Consider the following 16482-nt stretch of genomic DNA (forward strand, 5'->3'; position numbering starts at 1 on the left):
GCAAGGCCGCCGAAAAGGCGCTCGAGCGTGCGGGCATCACGGCCAACAAGAACGCCGTGCCGTTCGATCCCGAAAAACCCGCCATCACCTCGGGCATCCGTCTGGGCAGCCCCGCCGCCACCGCGCGCGGCTTCCGTGAGGCGGAGTTCCGGCTGGTCGGCGAGATGATCGACGAGGTGCTCACAGCCCTTGCCGCCTCCGGCGGTGAAGGCGATGCCACCGTCGAAAACAACGTCCACGAAAGAGTCCGGGAACTCTGTAAAAAATTCCCAATCTATAAGTAAGAGCCGCAAGTTCTGAAAACATGACCGGATCATCCGCAAGGATGTATTCGGTCATGCTCCTCTTTATCAGAACCTGACTGGCACGCTTAACTTAGACAATGTCCCGCCGGACCACAGGTCGCACGCGTGGCTTACGCATTTTCACCACCAGCGTATCCAGTGCCGAGAGAAACCGCGACCGATCGGCTTTCCCGAAACCGGCTCCGCCCGGCGTCATCACCCCCGCCGAGCGCAGATCCGTCATCAGGTTACGCATCGCCAGCGCCATGCCGATGGCGTCCTGATCCAGCAGGCGACCCTTCGGTTCGATCACGACCGCGCCTTTTTCCACACACCGTGCCGCCAGCGGAATATCGGCTGTCACCACAACGTCGCGTGCTGCTGCCCGCTCGGCAATCCAATCATCCGCCACGTCCGGCCCCGCATCCACCACCACGCGCTCGACCAGCGGGGCTTCCGGCACGGCAATCATGCGGTTGGAGACGACAAAAACATGCAGGCCGTAGCGACCGGCCACACGGTACACCTCGTCTTTCACGGGACAGGCATCGGCATCGACAAATATACGGGTCATAAGCCTAACCTGCCGCACATACCGGCGCCTCGCAAACCTCTCCTGCTCTCCAACCCGACCTGCTACAACGCCTCCCATGTCCGAGCCTCAGCCCACCCTGCGCCGCCTGTCTGACGCCGTCATCAACCGGATCGCCGCCGGTGAGGTGATTGAACGGCCCGCCGCCGCCCTCAAGGAACTGGTCGAAAACGCGCTCGATGCCCGCGCCACCCGCATCCGCGTGGCCATCGTGAATGGGGGCGCGGATCGGATTGCCGTCACGGATGACGGGATCGGCATGACGCCCGAGGAACTGGAACTGGCCGTCCAGCGTCACTGCACTTCCAAGCTGTCGGACGAAACGCTAGTGCGTATCAGCACTCTCGGCTTCCGAGGCGAAGCGCTGCCCTCCGTAGGAGCCGCCGCGCGGCTGACCATCACCTCCCGCAAGCGAGAGAGCGACTGCGCGTGGCGGATTCACGTCGCAGGCGGTGCGATCTCCCCACCCGAACCCGCAGCGGGCGAACCCGGCACCAGCATCTTGGTGGAGGACATGTTCTTCGCCACACCGGCACGCCGAAAGTTTCTCAAGAGCGCCCGCGTGGAAGGCTCACATGCCGAAGCGGCGGTGCGGCGATTAGCGCTCACAGCTCCACAGGTGGCGTTTTTCATGGAGGTGGATGGGCGCACCATTCTCGACCGTCCAGCGGAAACGTTGGAAGCCCGCGCTGCCGCCCTTCTCGGAATCGAGGATGCGGACGGTCTGCTGGCGCTCGACGGCACGCGCGGCGACATGCGCCTGACCGGCTTTGCCTGCAGCCCTTCGGTGCACCGGCCCACCACCGCAGGCCAGTTCATGCTGGTCAACGGACGCGCCGTGGTCGATCCACTGCTGCGCACCGCGTTGCGCGTGGCCTATCGCCGGGTGATCGAAGGGGGACGACATCCGGTGGCCGTTCTCAATCTGAGCATGCCCTATGAGCAGGTGGACGTGAATGTGCACCCTGCCAAAACCGAACTGCGCTTCGCAGACGAAGCAGGAGTGCGCTCGCTCGTCATCGGCACCATCACCCGCGCTCTCGGTCTGGGGGCCGGCACGGCAGGTGTGCGGCCGTCCTTCGCTCCACCCCGTACGGCGCGAATCGTCTACCCACCGGAAGCACCTCGCACACAGGACGGCTTCGCTGAGCCTTTGCTCGCCCTGCGCAGTCAGCCCGCAGCCCGCACGTTCACGGCCTCTACGCCACCTTCCGAGACAGGTGCACAGAGCGCGCTCGACGCTCCTCTCATGGCCACCCCCGAGCCTGCCAAGGATGAAGGAGATCATCCTCTTGGTGCCGCTCTGGCGCAAGTGCTCGATACCTACATTGTCGCTGTGGCGGCCGATGAGACCATGATTCTCGTGGATCAGCACGCCGCCCACGAACGTCTCACCCACGAACGCCTGCGCGAGCAGTTCCTCTGCGGCACCATCCAGTCCCAGCGTCTGCTAGTGCCCGATGTAGTGGAACTCTCGCGCAGTCAGGCAGACCTTCTCGTGTCCCGCGCCGGCGCACTCACGCGCCTTGGAATCGACGTGGAGGCCTTCGGCCCCGGAGCCGTGCTTGTCCGCTCACTGCCCGCTTTGCTCGGAAATACCTCGGCCATCGATCTGCTTCGCGATCTGGCGGAAGAACTGGATGCGGACGAACTGGCCGAGATCGACGAGACACCGACACTGGACGCCCGGCTGGACGCCGTGATCGCCCGCATGGCGTGCCATGGCAGCATCCGCGCGGGCCGCAAGCTGACCGTTCCCGAGATGAACGCGCTCCTGCGGCAGATGGAAGCCACACCCCGCGCCGGTACCTGCTCGCACGGGCGCCCGACATGGGTGCGGCTCACGCGCAACGATCTGGAGTTGCTGTTCCGCCGACGCTAAGCCTCAGAGAGAGGAGCACCACTGTGTGGGCAGATTACGTCGCACAGCCGCACGCGCTTGAAGCTCAAGATCCAGCACGAATTTGAGCACTGTGGCGGACAGACGGATCATGTCCTCGGTCGTCTGATCCTCTTCCGCCAAATTGGCCGCGCATTGGCGCGCCCACGCCAGAATCACCGGATCGGTGGACGCAAACCGTGCGACCGAACGGCGCAACGCAGCCAGTTCGTCCGTGTGCGGCTGACGCACGTCATGATCGGGGTGGTGGTCCTGAAACTCCATGAAGCGGGAAAGTCCTTGCAGAATCGCGTCTCGAACAAGCGCAAGGATTGCCGAGAAGGCTTATCATGGTGTTAAGAGCCGAGAATTGCCTTTCTTAACAATTATTATTCTTTCGAAATACTCTTCGACGCAACGGACAGTCTAATCAGCAATTTCGTATCGTCGCACAAATCCACAAGGGCGAACGCTTCCAAAATCCTGATCCTGATATGAGTCTTTGAAAAATTATCGCAAAGCTGGATATAGCATCAACAAACCATAACGGAGTAAGCGATGTCATCCGATCCAGATTGAACCAGAAGCCAGACGTGCAAACCACTCATCTCAACAAATCGCATTCACGCACTTTTTTTCATAGGACGATTGGCACACAACGTAAAATGTCGCGCATAATAGAAAAATTCCTGTTTCGTCCTCTACAGAATCTGGCAAACAAGAGTTATTTAGGGCTCGCCCTCATCATTCTTGGCGGGTGCATCGTCAGTCTGGTGATCTCCGCGTTGCTCGCCTTGCCTTGGGGCGGTCTGACTTCGGCATCGTGCCGATGGGATTGTGTCTGGTACGATGACATCGTCAAAGACGGATATCCTAAACTACCCCATTTTTCGGATAGGCAGCATCTGGGACGATGGGTAGGACATGCGGGACTTGCAAGCTGGGCTTTTTTCCCACTTTTTCCATTACTTGCTTCTCTCGTCACGCATATTACTACGCTGAGTACGCACGCTTCCGAATTGGCGGTCAATTTTTCCCTGTGGCCTGTGCTTATTCTGCTTTGCTACAAAGACATATCACTCCGCGGTCTCCACGTAGATCGACTTCTATTCGCACTTTTCTTTCTGCTTTATCCGTTCAATATCTGGTATTCGGCGCAGTATTCCGAGGCCATCTATGGCACTCTTCTTATGGCGGCCATTACAGCTCTGCGTAGCCAGAACGTTAATCTGGCTGCTTTTGTCTGCTTTCTTCTAGCGCTTTCCCGGCCAACCGGTTTTTTGATGGCCATGTGTCTCGCTATCTGGTGGTTCTTAAAAAATCGTTCCTCAAACAACATGCCCGCATCCGCTCCACGCCCATTCTTCCACCTTGCCGCCAACCCGCGCTTATCGGACAGCCTGCTGCTCATTGCTGCGGGAGGAGCCGGACTGTCGTGCTTTGTTCTGTATCTTTTCCATTTGATGGGAGATGGTTTTGCTTTTGCCCATATCCAGATCGGATGGAACAGAAGGTTCCGCTTCTTCCCTCTACATATCATTCACGCTTTAGGACATAAGCATCAGTTCCAGTACGGCATCTATGCCCTCCTTGCTTTTCCGCTCTTGTGGAAAATGTGGGCCAGAAAATGGTTTCTCAACGCTGCTCTTGTAAGCGCGACAGCAATTCTGGCCTGCTCATCAGGAGCGCAGTCCATTGAACGCTTTGTCTTCGGAAACCCACTCACCATAGAGTTTCTGGCGTGCGCTACGCTTGGACGTTCACGACGCTTTATCATGACGACACTGGCCATCATGGCCTGTCTGCATGTTCTGGCGTCCATTCTGTGGTTTAAGGAAAGTCGCTGGTTAGTCTGAACACCTAATTATTGCTCTACTCCCGTTCCAAAAAACGTCTTTATCTCCCGCACGGTGTCCGCAAGCCCCATCCGGTAGGGGATCACGCCCGAGGGAAACGCTCCCAGCAACCGCGAGGGCGTACGCCGGTCCAGCAGCACGAACACACCCCGATCGTCCCGCGCGCGGATCAGTCGTCCGAAGGCTTGTCGCAGTTTCAGGCGGGCAATGCGGTCATCATAGACGCGCGGCTCTCCATCCGAGAGATAGCGCCGCCGTTCCCTGTGCAGGATGTCGGGGCGCGGCCATGGCACCCGCTCGAACGCCACCAACCGCAACGCATGTCCCGGCACATCCACGCCGTCGCGCATGGCGTCGGTGCCGAGTAGGCAGGAATCCGTCTCGGTCCGGAAAACATCCACCAAGGTGGTGTTGTCCATCGCGTCCACATGCTGCGCATAGAGCGGCAGCCCCGCCTGTTCCAGCGGTCCGGCAATCCGCCTCTGCACACCGCGCAGCCGTTCGATGGCCGTGAACAGTCCCAGCCCACCTCCCCCGGATGCCAGGAACAACGCCCGAAAGGCCGCTGCCAGCGCGTCGATATTGTCATGCGCCACATCGTTGACGAGGAACACACGCGTCTGGCTGGCATAATCGAACGGGCTTGCCAGTGCGGCACGCAGGGCCGGGACCGGCAGGTGGCTTGCTCCCACACGCGCTTCAGCGGCCTCCCACACCCGCTCGGTCTCACCCGGCAGCGGCAGGCCGGTCTCGTCGCGCAGGGTCGCGGATGTGATGAGCAACCCATGCGCCGGCGCCGCCAGCGTGGCGGCGAACGGCACAGTCGGGTCCAGCCAGTGCTGGTGTAGCCCGACATCCATTTCGCCACGCCGCTGCCCCTCGCGCGCCTCCATGCGGATGAAGCGGATGAACTGGGGCGTAATCCCCTCGTCCTCCGGCACGCAGACGGTCGAAAGCATGGACACCCATCCGTCCAGCGGTGTGAGCGCCCGACGCCGAAGCGAGCGGACCATCGCCTCGATTCGTCCGCGTGTGGTGGCGTCGAGCGTTTCCGCGTCTTCGTCCAGCCGTTCTTCCAGACGCCGCAGCAGAGTGCGCAAAGGTTCGGCGATACGCCCCAGCGCCCGCACAAGCCCCGCCGCCGCATCGTCCAGCCCGGGCAGAAGCGGATGAAGGTCACATTCCGCGCCATTACGACGGCGCGGATCGTTGCCCGCGCGCGCCAGCACCTGATCGCGCAACAGGGCGAGAAACGTCTCGGCCGGATTGTCCATCACCGGCTCGGGAGCCAGTTCCGGCATGGGCAGCAAGGCGGGCATGAGATCCAGAGCTTCGGCAGGCGGCTCATCGGGAGGCTCGCTCCCCTGGTCGGGCTTCAGGCGTGCGGACCAACCGGGAGCGGGAAGCGCCTTGGCGGCCAGAAGAGCGGCTTCCAGCGGCGTTTCCAGACGCGGATTGGTGGCCACCAGATCGTCCAGCCGCCGCTTCAGCCCCCGCGCACGGGAGCGACTGCCTTCGGCTCCCAGCAGCCAGCGCCGCAATTCCGCAGCTTCCAGCCCCGAGAACTCCAGCGCGAACGCCCCATCGGCCGCGTCCGCAACATGGTGCCCCTCATCGAACACATAGCGCGTGGGCACACCATCCTCTTCCGGTACACGGGCTTCGGATGACGTCGCGTCGGGCGCATCGCCCTGCTCCGATGCGTTTACCCCCTCGGATTGCGCCCAGGCGGCCTGCGCCATGACCAGCGCATGATTGGCGATCACCAGATCCGCGTCCCGCGCCCGTCGGATGGAATGTTCCACGAAACAGCGCTGATAATGTGGACAGGCTCCATGAATGCATTCGCCGCGTCGGTCGGCCACGGCGGCCAGCACACCACGACCGAAAATCTCTCCGAACCAGCCCGGAAGATCGCCGCCGGAAAGATCCCCCTCCGCCGTCGCACGCCCCCATCGTGCCAGCATGGACAGTGCGATCACCGCTCCTTCACCCCGGCTGGGTGCGATGTTCACCGCCTCTTCCATATTGAGCAGGCAAAGATAGTTCTCGCGGCCCTTGCGAACGACTACATGCTGCCGCCGCACTGCCGGATCGGGGTGCAGTCGCGCCGTTTCCGCCTCGATCTGGCGTTGCAGATGGCGGGTATAGGTGCTGATCCAGACCGCGCCGCCATTGCGCTCGGCCCACACGCTGGCCGGAGCGACATAGCCCAGCGTCTTGCCTGTCCCCGTCCCGGCCTCCGCCAACACGACACGCGGCATACCGATCGCCTCACGCGGGGCGAAAGCATTGGTCGCGACATCCGCGAAATCGGCCTGCCCCACGCGGATCTCGGCCTGTGAGCCGAGCATCTCGCTCAGACGGCTTCGTGCCTCGGCCGGGGTGACGGGCATGGACCCCGGCGGCGGCCGTTGCGCCGTTTCTTCCCATTTCGGCAGTTCATACCAGATACGCAGCGCATTCGCGGGCTGGAGCGCATCACGAGAAAGAGGGCCGTCCACACCCACACTCTCCAGAACGACAGGTGCCCATATCCACCCAGCCTGCCCCAACCTCACGACCAGCGCCTGCACGATCTCGCGCGCCGGTCCCTGCGCAATCTGCCGCAAATCGGCCAGCAAACGTACGAGCAGACGCGGCAGAACTTCCGCGCCCACCGGCCCCTGCTCCGCTTCTTCCAGTTCAAGCGCAAGCGCCAGGCCACGTGGCGTCGGCGCGACGGAGCGCACCGGATGCACAAAGGCGAAAAGTTCCAGAAGGTCAAACCACGAGGAAGGCTGTCCCGGCGGGGCAATGCCCAGCATCCGTGCCGTTGCAGGAGCATGCACCACAAGTGGTGGCGAGAGGCGCTCAAGACGCCGCACGGCCGCCGGACGATCAAGCGTCAGCACCTCTCCGTCCTCCGTAAGGATGGAGACGGAGCCGTGACCGGCTACAAGCGCCGGGGCATCATGAGGGGAGAGAGGAGCGGACGACATTCCCGTGGAATGTAGTGGAAGATCGTCCGTTCGCAATCGTTCTCATGGAGGAAGGTGCCCCGCAGCGCGATCAAACGCCGCCATATATCGTCTTGCCGCCATCGTCCGTGAGATAGGAAATGACAGTCGTGGTACCAGCCGACGTGCTGACCACAGGCTTTTCGCCGTCCTGATAGCGGGCTGTAGGGAGAGCAACCGCAAAACCACCCGAAGAGGGCTGATGCAGGATCAGGGTCAGCCTGCTGAGCGTGCCGGCCGTCCCGCCGCTAAGTGAGAGAGTCAACGCCGCGTTAGGTGTCACGTCATAAGTCACATCGCCATTGCTCGCGAACGTCATGTCCAGACTCGCGCCGGGGGCCGTCACTGTCGTGACGGGCGTTGCCGTCTGAGTGGAGGAAGAACTTCCTCCCGACGAACTTCCGCCTCCACCTGATGACGTCGTGACAAGATTCCCAACCGGGCCTGCGGCGTTCTGCCGCGCGAACTCACGCGGATCGAGACCGATTTCCGGCATAGGCAAAAAGCCGTTCAGATACGCTTCACGATCTGCCATTACGCCAATCTCCTCAGCTGCTTTTGGTGGAAAGCGCCAGCAGATTGGCGTTGCACCACAGCGAAACACCGTCCCCCGGATCGGATTGCGGCAACCCCTGCATCAACTGGGACAGCGCGCCATTGAGTTCGGACAGACTGAGAGAGGCAGCCCCATTCGTCGCCGTGGCTGGCAGAAGAACACCTGAGCGCAGGCTCACAGCGCGCGTCGCCACGACATCCGCGCCCGTGTCCGCCATCCCCACCGTAGCGCCTTCGGGGAAATAGCCATCCGAGCGCAGACGAAGGACCGGCGCCGACACGGAAAGTGTCTGGCCAGCGCTCACCGTGCGCGGTGGAATGGCCCATGAAACAAGCGGTAGCTCGTCCGAACCGGTGGTGGAAAAAAGCGCTAGCCCCGTAACCAGCCCCCATCATCACTCGCCAGTCCGAAACTGTAGGAAGAGGACTGGGCAAAGGTCTGTCGCCCGTCACCTGATGGCAGAAAGGTGACTGTCTGTCGCGCATAACCGCCGCCGCTCGCCTCGACTGCCAGACCAGGCGTCGCGTTCACGACCAGTCCGAGGTAGCCATCGAAAAAATTCACGCCCGTTTCTCCAAGGATGTTTCCGCAAGATGGAAGGCGTGCGGACACGGCTTCCTGCTCTGCGGACCATGAATGTCCCCAGACAGCAGGAGAATGGAGACGTCACGGCACCTTGGATCGCCACGTCACGCGAGAGTACACCATTATGTGAGGCTCCCTTTCCATGAGCGCGGGCCTCTCCTCCCAGCACGTGGAACGGAAAAACCTCACTTTGGATAGGAGGGCCCTCATTCTTAACGATATTCTCTTTTCGGATCAGGAACATCTCTGCTTCCATCACAGCCTTGCATGACGAGAACGCCCCTCATCCAGAAGCAGGCAGCATCAAATGCAACATAACCGTAACTTGTCTTGAGCGACGCGGTGGGATGTAGAGGCTCCACATTGCGTCGCCCGGACAAAATCTCACCAGCAGTGGCGCATCACATTGGCAGGCACATGGAGGCCACCATGCTCGCATCGCGCATTATCGAGATCGACGGCGTCTTTCTCGGCACCATGATCAAGGAACGCAGTTCCACCCAGTTTCGCTTTCATGCCATCCACGAAAGCGTTCGCGCTCTTCACGCCCGCATCATCGCCGAGCCGACCGATCTGATCCGCCAGGCGGCCGTCCTGCTTCGGCGGGCTCGCTCCACCGTCAATGCCCGGACCATGGCGCAGGCCTGAAGCACATATTCATCGGATACGACTCACGAGCACAAAAAATGATGGATTTATGCGTCCTCAAAAGGGGTCTGTTTTAGCGTGTGCTGTCCGTTATCGACTCTGACTTCCGAGCAAAGATGACTCTCTCGAATAACCTGCGGGACGAACAGCATCCTAGCTGACCAGAACAGGACACATGGCATCTGGTCGCAGTCTGAAAGACAGTTCGGCCCCCTCCACGACATGACTTCGGGCACGATCATCTCGTGGCACATCCACCCATAGCTCAATATCGCCATACCTGACCTGAAGACGAAGGCTGCGTCCATGAAACGTGATGGACGCCACTCTGCCCATGAACGTATCGGGGGTTTCCTCCTCGCTCATCACGATATCTTCTGGACGCATCGCCAAAGTGACTTCCGTCCCTGACATGAGAGACAGTTCACCCGGCACATTCATCACAGGATGCCAGTCCGTTCCAACTGCAAATCGCAGCCGCGTCTCCTCACGATTTTGAAAAATGGCTGAAATAAGATTGGTGGTTCCAATAAAACTTGCGACAAACCGGGAAGCCGGTCGGTCGTACAAAGTTGCCGGAGTGGCCACCTGTTCAATCCGTCCTTTGTTCATAACGGCAATCCGATCGGAGATCGACAAAGCTTCCGTCTGATCATGCGTGACCATGACGAACGCCGTTCCAAGCTCTTTTTGCAGACGTTTAAGTTCGCTCTGCATATGTTCGCGCAGACTGGCATCAAGCGCCGATAAGGGCTCATCAAGCAAAAGGAGCTGCGGTTCACAGACAAGCGCGCGCGCCAATGCCACACGCTGTCGTTGTCCACCGGAAAGACTTGTCACACGCGCTTTGGCCTTGTCCGGCAAACCAACCAGTTCCAGTGCCTGCTTTGCTTTCCGTTCACGCTCAGCCGATGCCATACGACGCAGCGACAAGCCAAATTCAATATTCTCCTGCACATTCATATTCGGAAACAGCGCGTAGTCCTGAAAGACCGTGTTGACGGGGCGCTCAAAAGCACGCCGTGCGGTGATATCCTCACCATCCAAAAGAACACGCCCCGATGTCGGTGCTTCAAACCCCGCTATGATACGAAGAGTTGTGGTTTTCCCGCAGCCAGACGGTCCAAGCAGGCTAAGAAACTCTCCATGCCCAACCTCCAGCCCTATTCCATCCAGGCCAATACCACCTCCGGGAAATATTTTCCCAATCCCGTCGAGCTTGAGAAGGGCTCCTGTCATTATCATTCTTTCTCTGGTTTACTGGTGTTGACCCACAGAATTTTGGCCACTTCCGTACCGCAATTACGAAAGGAGTGTTCAAGATTGCTTCGAAACGCAAAACTGTCGCCAGAAGAGAGGCGGTAAGACGCTCCCTCTATCCACAGCATGAGTTCTCCGGAAAGAACGTATCCAAACTCATTTCCAGAATGGGCGTACATGCCTGAAGCACCACCAACTTCCACACACACCAACATGCCCGTCAAAGCGGCTGCATGCGGCGACAAAAGGCTCTTTATGATACCATCGGAATGAATGGGAAGCGTCTTCCTAGCCGATGCCGGAACACAATACACATCCCTTTGCGGCTCTTTTCCTTCCGCAACCAAATCTTGTGGATCCACGCACAGCGCGGTCGCGAGCGGCCAGATTGTTCTGATCCGTAAAGAAGAAAGGCCGCGTTCGATTTGACTGAGCGCCCCCACCGATATTCCCGCACGTGCGGACAAGATGGAAAGAGACAGACCTTTTTCCAAACGTAGTGCTCTGATCCTGCGGCCGACAAGAATGTCGGCCACAGAAACGTCCGTCTTTTTACGCACAGAATGCGCCAAAGACTCCGTCATCCACCGGCCTTGATCTTCTCAAACATTTTGGCCAGTTCATCCGCCTGCTTCATGGGCGCGGTAAAAACAGTAGTTTTGAACATATCGTCGGGGTTGGAAGGCAGCTCCAGTTCCTTGAGTTTTTCGGGTCCGACGGCCGCAAATGCTGTGGAAGTGGAAGCACCATAACCATCATTTTCGATCAGACGCTGTCCTGAGGACACGTCCAGACGGCTGTTCATGAACTCATATGCCAAATCGGCATTTTTCGTTCCTTTGAGCATCACGAAGCCACATGCCCATGTCAGCATTCCCTCTTTGGGTTTCATGAACGCCACGGGCACACCCTGCTTGCGCAACGCCACAACCGCCTCATTCCATCCCATGGATGCCACAAGTTCGCCGCTGGCGAGCGATTGCTCAATGGAGGTCATATCCGTTGTATAGGATGCCATCAATGGGCGCTGTTCACGCAACTTGGCCGCCACTTTTTCCATATCGGACGAGCTCAGATCGAACGGATTTACGCCTGCCACCAAAGCGGCCACGACGGGGGTGTCATGCACGGCGTCAATTGTGGCCATGCGTCCCGCATACTGTTTATCCCACAGCAAATTCCAGCTCATTTCCGGATTGGGCAGGAGATCCGTGCGATATATGATCGACGTATTTCCCCAATCCCATGGCACCATCCAGACTTTTCCATCTCCTGCCTGAAGGGCCGGCAGACTTTTCAAGCTTGGAAAAACATTTTTCCAGTTACTGAGCCTCTTGGTATCAATGGGTTCGATCAGACCCGCATCTTTCCAACGGATGATCTTGTCATAACAGGGATGAGCGATATCAGGACGGAACCCGGCTTTCAGCTTGGTGAAGGCGTCATCATCATCACCAAAGACCGAGGCACTGATGGTTCCCGGATGCGATTTCAGATAAACTTCGTCATATTCAGGACGTTCATATCCTGACCATGTAAAGTAGGTCAGCTTTCCGTCTTCTGCACGAGCGGCTCCAGACACCGTCAAGGCTGCAGCAAAAGCAGAGAATGCCACCGCACCGAGAATTTTGGAAAACGTCTTTTTCGTCATTGAATATTCTCCATAACGACATGACATCACGTTGTCTGACCTCGTCGACGCAATGCCTCAGAGAGGATGGAAACCACGACACTCACCGCCAGAATGAGGCTTCCCAGTGCCATGACGATTGGCAAAGACCTTGGGAAACGAAGCTGTCCCCAAATATAGACGGGCAATGTCGGATGCGGGCCGGACAGGAAAAAAGCGATGATGAATTCATCAAAGCTTGTCAGAAAAGCCAGCATGAAGGCGGAGCCAATCGCTGGAACCGCCATGGGCAGAAGCACACGCCGGACAAGTGTCCATTCCCGCGCTCCCAGATCTTCTGCTGCTTCTGCGATGGAACGTGGAAACGAAGCGAAACGCCCCTGCATCACCATGACGGTTGCAGGAAGGCCCACCAATGTGTGGCCAGCGATAATCGCAGGCACCGAAGGACCGATTCCCACAAGATTGGCCATGATCAGCATGGCGATTCCGATAATGACGCCCGGAATAAGGATCGGAAGTCGCGCAACATAGGACAGAAGATTTGCAAAACGGCTTTTCATAAACACACTGGCATAGGACACCGTCACCCCACACAATGTGGCCAGCGCTGCCGAGAAAACCCCCACTTCCAGGCTTGTCCACAATGCGCTGTGGATACCTTCTTCCTGAAAAAGCGTGCGATACCAACCAAGTGTCACGCCTTTGAGTGGAAAGGCCGCCTGCACCGAATCATTGAACGAAAACAGAGGAATGAGACAGATCGGCAGATAGAGAAAGATCAAATACAGCGCGACATAAACCCATAACGCCGTCCCCGATGAGGAGCCACGCAGGACGGGAGGAACCGGAATTTTCATCCCTGCCTCCCCACGCTCAGCTTCCGCCCCAAAACCATTCCACCCGCCACGACCAGCATGACGGCAACGGCCAGTGCAGCACCAAAAGGCCAGTCATTGGCGCGCCCGAACTGCATCTGGATCAATGAACCAATCATGATGCTGCGCGGACCGCCAACAAGAGCCGGCGTAACGTAATCTCCAAGTGTTGGAATGAACACCACCATACTTGCCGTCAGCACACCCGGCACAGAAGCAGGCAGAACGACGCGTCGAAAGGTCGTCCATGGCCGTGCACCAAGATCAGAAGCCGCTTCCAGCAGAGAACGCGGCAATCCCTCCAGGGCAGTATAAATGGGTAGAATGGCAAAGGGCGCGTAAGCGTGTGCCAATGTTACAATTACGGCAGCCGGTGTGTTCAGAAACGCAAGTGAGGGCGCGTGCAGAATGCCTGACCCGACCAGGACGGAATTGAGAACACCGTTATAGGCCAGCACGATTTTCCACGCGAAGACGCGCAGCAGATAACTGGTCCAAAACGGCAACGTCACCAGAAACAACAAAAGCGAACGCCACCGCCCTCCCCGCAGCGCTATACAATAGGCTACCGGATAGGCGGCTAAAACCGTTGCTGCGGTCGCAGTCCCCGCAATCACGACAGAGCGTAACGCCACCTGTGCATAAAGCGGGTCCGTAAGAATTGTCTGGAAGTTCGACCACGTCCAGCCAGCCCCCAAGACAGAGCCGTCATTGTGGCGGAACGCCAAGAAGACCACGAGCCCGAGAGAAAAGACTATGAGGCCAAGCCCCATCACAGCGCCGGGAAGCAGCATGAGACAGCGAAACACAAGCGATCGCACATCTGGAACAACTGTCCTGACAGGGATCATCCGGTACATTCCTCAGACGTGAAATCCGAGTTCACGATTTCACAGATGAAGAAACGCCGTCAATATGTTTTTATATCGAAATGAAATGGCCGATTTTTAGATTCCAAATGCAGAAGCTGTTTCAAAAGTCAGCCATCAAAGATGATGGTGAAGGGTTTTGTGTCCCAAAGGCACATTTGATGGCTCCACGCAGTAACATCGACAAAAAATCAATGTATTTATGTACAAAAATCTCCATCAGACCAGATTTGAAGACTTTTGAAACATTTCCGCATCCGAAGATCGTACGCTTTTCTGACACATTATACGTTCTCGTCCTTCCATCACTTTTGGATCCATTGTTTGTTTCTATATATGGGGGCCGAGCGCTTCCGCAGCGATGCATCGTAGAACATCAATGTATGGATCACATATTCCCGATTTGCGAAGACAAAAGTTCCCGCTAGGCTTCAGAAAAACAGGCATCATTCATCCATATCGTTTCGATATAGCAACACACAGTTCGTCTCATAGGGCCCTTGGCCCTGTAACCACGAGGCTCCGGACATGCATCTCGATATTTTTCGGAGTCTCTGGGGCGACCATCGCTCATGGGATGTAGCACTTCCAACCGGGCCAGATTCTGATTTCGACGGCATTGAGTCCCGCATCCCTTCCACCATGGCGCAGGCCGAAATGAGGGCGCAGTTGCTACATGACCGCAACATCCCATGGATCGGCATCGCCATCACCGGGGGTGATGTGATCCCGCATCAGGCCGCAACACCTGAAGACCACCTTGTCGATCTCTCCAATGCCATAGACCGTGCGCGCATCATGCCCGTCCGTTTCATTTCTGTTCTGGGTGGCAATGACCGCTGGCCAGCCACAGTGCAGGCTGATTTCATCGCTCGTGCACAAGATATCTGCATACGCGCCGGGATGACGTGCTGCTTTGAGACACATCGTTCGCGTATTCTCGCCACGCCATGGATCACGCTCGATGTCATCCGTCTACGGCCTGATGCGCTCTTCACGGCAGATATCAGCCATTGGGTCGTCTGCTGCGAACGTCTGCTGAATGACCCTCTCGACGATTTTTCGCCTTTCGTGGAACGCGTACACCACATTCAGGCGCGCGTGGGCCAGCCACAGGCTCCACAGGTGACACATCCGGCAGCCCCCGAACATGCGTCTGCTCTGCATTTCCATCAGGAGATGTGGGAACAGATCTGGGTATCCCAACGCGCCCGCGGCTATGCCACGACCACGCTCACCCCGGAATTCGGCCCGGACGGCTATCTGCCCTCACTGCCTTTCACCGATGCCCCTGTGGCCGATCTAGCGCAGCTCAATCGGTGGATGGCCCACACCGAACGAGAGCATTTCATCCGCCTCCACACGACGTCTTTATAGATAAGGAGTTCCGGCATGACTGTAGCAAACACCCAACCTGACACCCCGATCGAAACCTTCAACGCCATTCCACTCGTCGATATCAGCGGACTGTTCAGCGAAAATCTGGCCCGACGACAGAAGGTGGCCGCTGAATTAGGTCGCGCCGCGCGCGAGGTCGGCTTCCTCTACATCACCGGCCACGGTCTGGCCCCGGCTCTTGTGGATGGGCTCAGAAACGCTGCGCGTGCCTTCTTCGCGATGCCGTTCGAGAAGAAAATGGACTCCTATATCGGCACCTCTGCTTCTCACAAGGGGTTCGTCCCGGAAGGAGAAGAGGCCTATGGCACTGAGCTTCCCGACCATAAGGAAGCCTTCGATATCGGCTATGAGCTACCGTCGAATCACCCGCTCTTCCTTGCACGCACGCCGCTTCTCGGTCCTAATGAATGGCCCGATCTGCCCGGGTTTCGTGCTGCGGCAGAAGCCTACTACAAGGCGGTCTTTGCGCTGGGACGTACGCTGTTTCGTGGCTTTGCACTGGCTTTGGATCAGCCGGAAGACGCTTTCGACACCATAGCAAACTTCCCGCCGTCCAAGCTGCGGATGATCCATTACCCCTTCGATGAAAGCGCACGGGACGCTCAGGGCATCGGTGCACACACCGATTACGAGTGCTTTACCATCCTGTTGGCCGACCGCCCCGGTCTTGAGGTGATGAACGGACGCGGCGAATGGATCGACGCGCCGCCGATCGAGGGTGCCTTCGTCGTAAATATCGGCGATATGCTCGAAGTGATGACCGGCGGCACTTTCGTCGCGACGGCTCACCGGGTCCGCAAGGTTGCGGAAGAGCGCTACTCCTTTCCGTTCTTCTATGCCTGCGACTATCACACACGCATCGCGCCGCTCCCGGCCTTTACCCGCCCGGATGACAATTACGGCACGATCACCATTGGCGAGCATATGTGGTCGCAGGCTCTGCAAACCTACACCTACCTGCGCCGCAAGGTCGAAAAAGGAGAGCTGGCATTGCCCGAAGGTGCCAGAACAACCGCCTCTTTCGGTCACCTGAAACACGTACCCTGAC

General features: G+C 58.3%; 16 protein-coding genes and 1 pseudogene. 6 read left to right on the forward strand and 11 right to left on the reverse strand.

Annotation, left to right across the window (positions count from 1 at the left end):
- A pseudogene (glyA, locus tag KUA11_RS06225) lies at positions 1-284 on the forward strand (serine hydroxymethyltransferase); the annotation flags it as partial.
- A 91-nt stretch (positions 285-375) separates the two neighbouring features.
- Here the strand turns inward: glyA and KUA11_RS06230 are convergent.
- The gene (locus KUA11_RS06230) at positions 376-858 is read right to left on the reverse strand and encodes a YaiI/YqxD family protein (RefSeq protein ID WP_217409514.1); all 483 of its coding nucleotides are present in this window, start codon (positions 856-858) and stop codon (positions 376-378) included.
- A gap of 76 nt (positions 859-934) precedes the next feature.
- Between KUA11_RS06230 and mutL the strand changes: the two genes are divergently transcribed.
- Positions 935-2758, forward strand: a complete 1824-nt coding sequence (gene mutL / locus KUA11_RS06235; protein ID WP_217409515.1) for a DNA mismatch repair endonuclease MutL — start codon at positions 935-937, stop codon at positions 2756-2758.
- 3 nt (positions 2759-2761) lie between these two features.
- Here mutL and KUA11_RS06240 read toward each other — a convergent pair whose 3' ends face one another.
- Positions 2762-3040 (reverse strand): hypothetical protein, encoded by a 279-nt coding sequence (locus KUA11_RS06240; protein ID WP_166317751.1) that lies wholly within the window; start codon positions 3038-3040, stop codon positions 2762-2764.
- A 308-nt stretch (positions 3041-3348) separates the two neighbouring features.
- On the opposite strand from KUA11_RS06240, the gene KUA11_RS06245 reads away from it, so the two are divergent.
- Positions 3349-4611, forward strand: coding sequence for a hypothetical protein (locus KUA11_RS06245; RefSeq protein ID WP_217409516.1), 1263 nt, complete (start codon positions 3349-3351; stop codon positions 4609-4611).
- An 8-nt stretch (positions 4612-4619) separates the two neighbouring features.
- Here the strand turns inward: KUA11_RS06245 and KUA11_RS06250 are convergent, their stop codons facing one another.
- From KUA11_RS06250 to KUA11_RS17465, 4 genes are all read right to left on the reverse strand, one after another.
- The gene (locus KUA11_RS06250) at positions 4620-7592 is read right to left on the reverse strand and encodes an ATP-dependent DNA helicase (RefSeq protein ID WP_217409517.1); all 2973 of its coding nucleotides are present in this window, start codon (positions 7590-7592) and stop codon (positions 4620-4622) included.
- Positions 7593-7662: 70 nt separating this feature from the next.
- Positions 7663-8145, reverse strand: a complete 483-nt coding sequence (locus tag KUA11_RS06255; protein WP_217409518.1) for a hypothetical protein — start codon at positions 8143-8145, stop codon at positions 7663-7665.
- Between the two features lie 13 nt (positions 8146-8158).
- On the reverse strand, positions 8159-8446 hold the full coding sequence (locus KUA11_RS17460; RefSeq protein ID WP_254454731.1) for a hypothetical protein: 288 nt from the start codon (positions 8444-8446) through the stop codon (positions 8159-8161).
- A gap of 89 nt (positions 8447-8535) precedes the next feature.
- Positions 8536-8778, reverse strand: coding sequence for a hypothetical protein (locus KUA11_RS17465; RefSeq protein WP_254454732.1), 243 nt, complete (start codon positions 8776-8778; stop codon positions 8536-8538).
- Between the two features lie 402 nt (positions 8779-9180).
- Here KUA11_RS17465 and KUA11_RS06265 point away from each other — a divergent pair, with 402 nt between their 5' ends.
- On the forward strand, positions 9181-9399 hold the full coding sequence (locus KUA11_RS06265) for a hypothetical protein (RefSeq protein WP_217409519.1): 219 nt from the start codon (positions 9181-9183) through the stop codon (positions 9397-9399).
- Positions 9400-9552: 153 nt separating this feature from the next.
- Here KUA11_RS06265 and KUA11_RS06270 read toward each other — a convergent pair whose 3' ends face one another.
- Genes KUA11_RS06270 through KUA11_RS06290 form a run of 5 tightly spaced genes read right to left on the reverse strand, consistent with a single transcriptional unit; the run spans position 9553 to position 14018 of the window.
- The gene (locus tag KUA11_RS06270; RefSeq protein WP_217409520.1) at positions 9553-10638 is read right to left on the reverse strand and encodes an ABC transporter ATP-binding protein; all 1086 of its coding nucleotides are present in this window, start codon (positions 10636-10638) and stop codon (positions 9553-9555) included.
- A gap of 2 nt (positions 10639-10640) precedes the next feature.
- Entirely contained in the window at positions 10641-11195 is a 555-nt protein-coding gene (locus tag KUA11_RS06275) for a helix-turn-helix domain-containing protein (protein WP_217409521.1), read from the reverse strand.
- A gap of 44 nt (positions 11196-11239) precedes the next feature.
- Positions 11240-12310, reverse strand: coding sequence for an ABC transporter substrate-binding protein (locus KUA11_RS06280; RefSeq protein ID WP_217409522.1), 1071 nt, complete (start codon positions 12308-12310; stop codon positions 11240-11242).
- A 26-nt stretch (positions 12311-12336) separates the two neighbouring features.
- On the reverse strand, positions 12337-13149 hold the full coding sequence (locus KUA11_RS06285) for an ABC transporter permease (protein ID WP_217409523.1): 813 nt from the start codon (positions 13147-13149) through the stop codon (positions 12337-12339).
- Entirely contained in the window at positions 13146-14018 is an 873-nt protein-coding gene (locus KUA11_RS06290) for an ABC transporter permease (RefSeq protein WP_217409524.1), read from the reverse strand. Before KUA11_RS06290 ends, KUA11_RS06285 begins: the two co-directional genes overlap by 4 nt.
- 546 nt (positions 14019-14564) lie before the next feature.
- Between KUA11_RS06290 and KUA11_RS06295 the strand changes: the two genes are divergently transcribed.
- Both KUA11_RS06295 and KUA11_RS06300 read left to right on the forward strand, forming a co-directional pair.
- Positions 14565-15413 (forward strand): sugar phosphate isomerase/epimerase family protein, encoded by an 849-nt coding sequence (locus KUA11_RS06295; RefSeq protein ID WP_217409525.1) that lies wholly within the window; start codon positions 14565-14567, stop codon positions 15411-15413.
- 15 nt (positions 15414-15428) lie between these two features.
- Positions 15429-16481, forward strand: coding sequence for an isopenicillin N synthase family dioxygenase (locus KUA11_RS06300; protein WP_217409526.1), 1053 nt, complete (start codon positions 15429-15431; stop codon positions 16479-16481).
- Position 16482: the final 1 nt, after the last annotated feature.

Source organism: Acetobacter estunensis (assembly GCF_019083805.1).
Classification (GTDB): Bacteria; Pseudomonadota; Alphaproteobacteria; order Acetobacterales; family Acetobacteraceae; genus Acetobacter; species Acetobacter estunensis_A.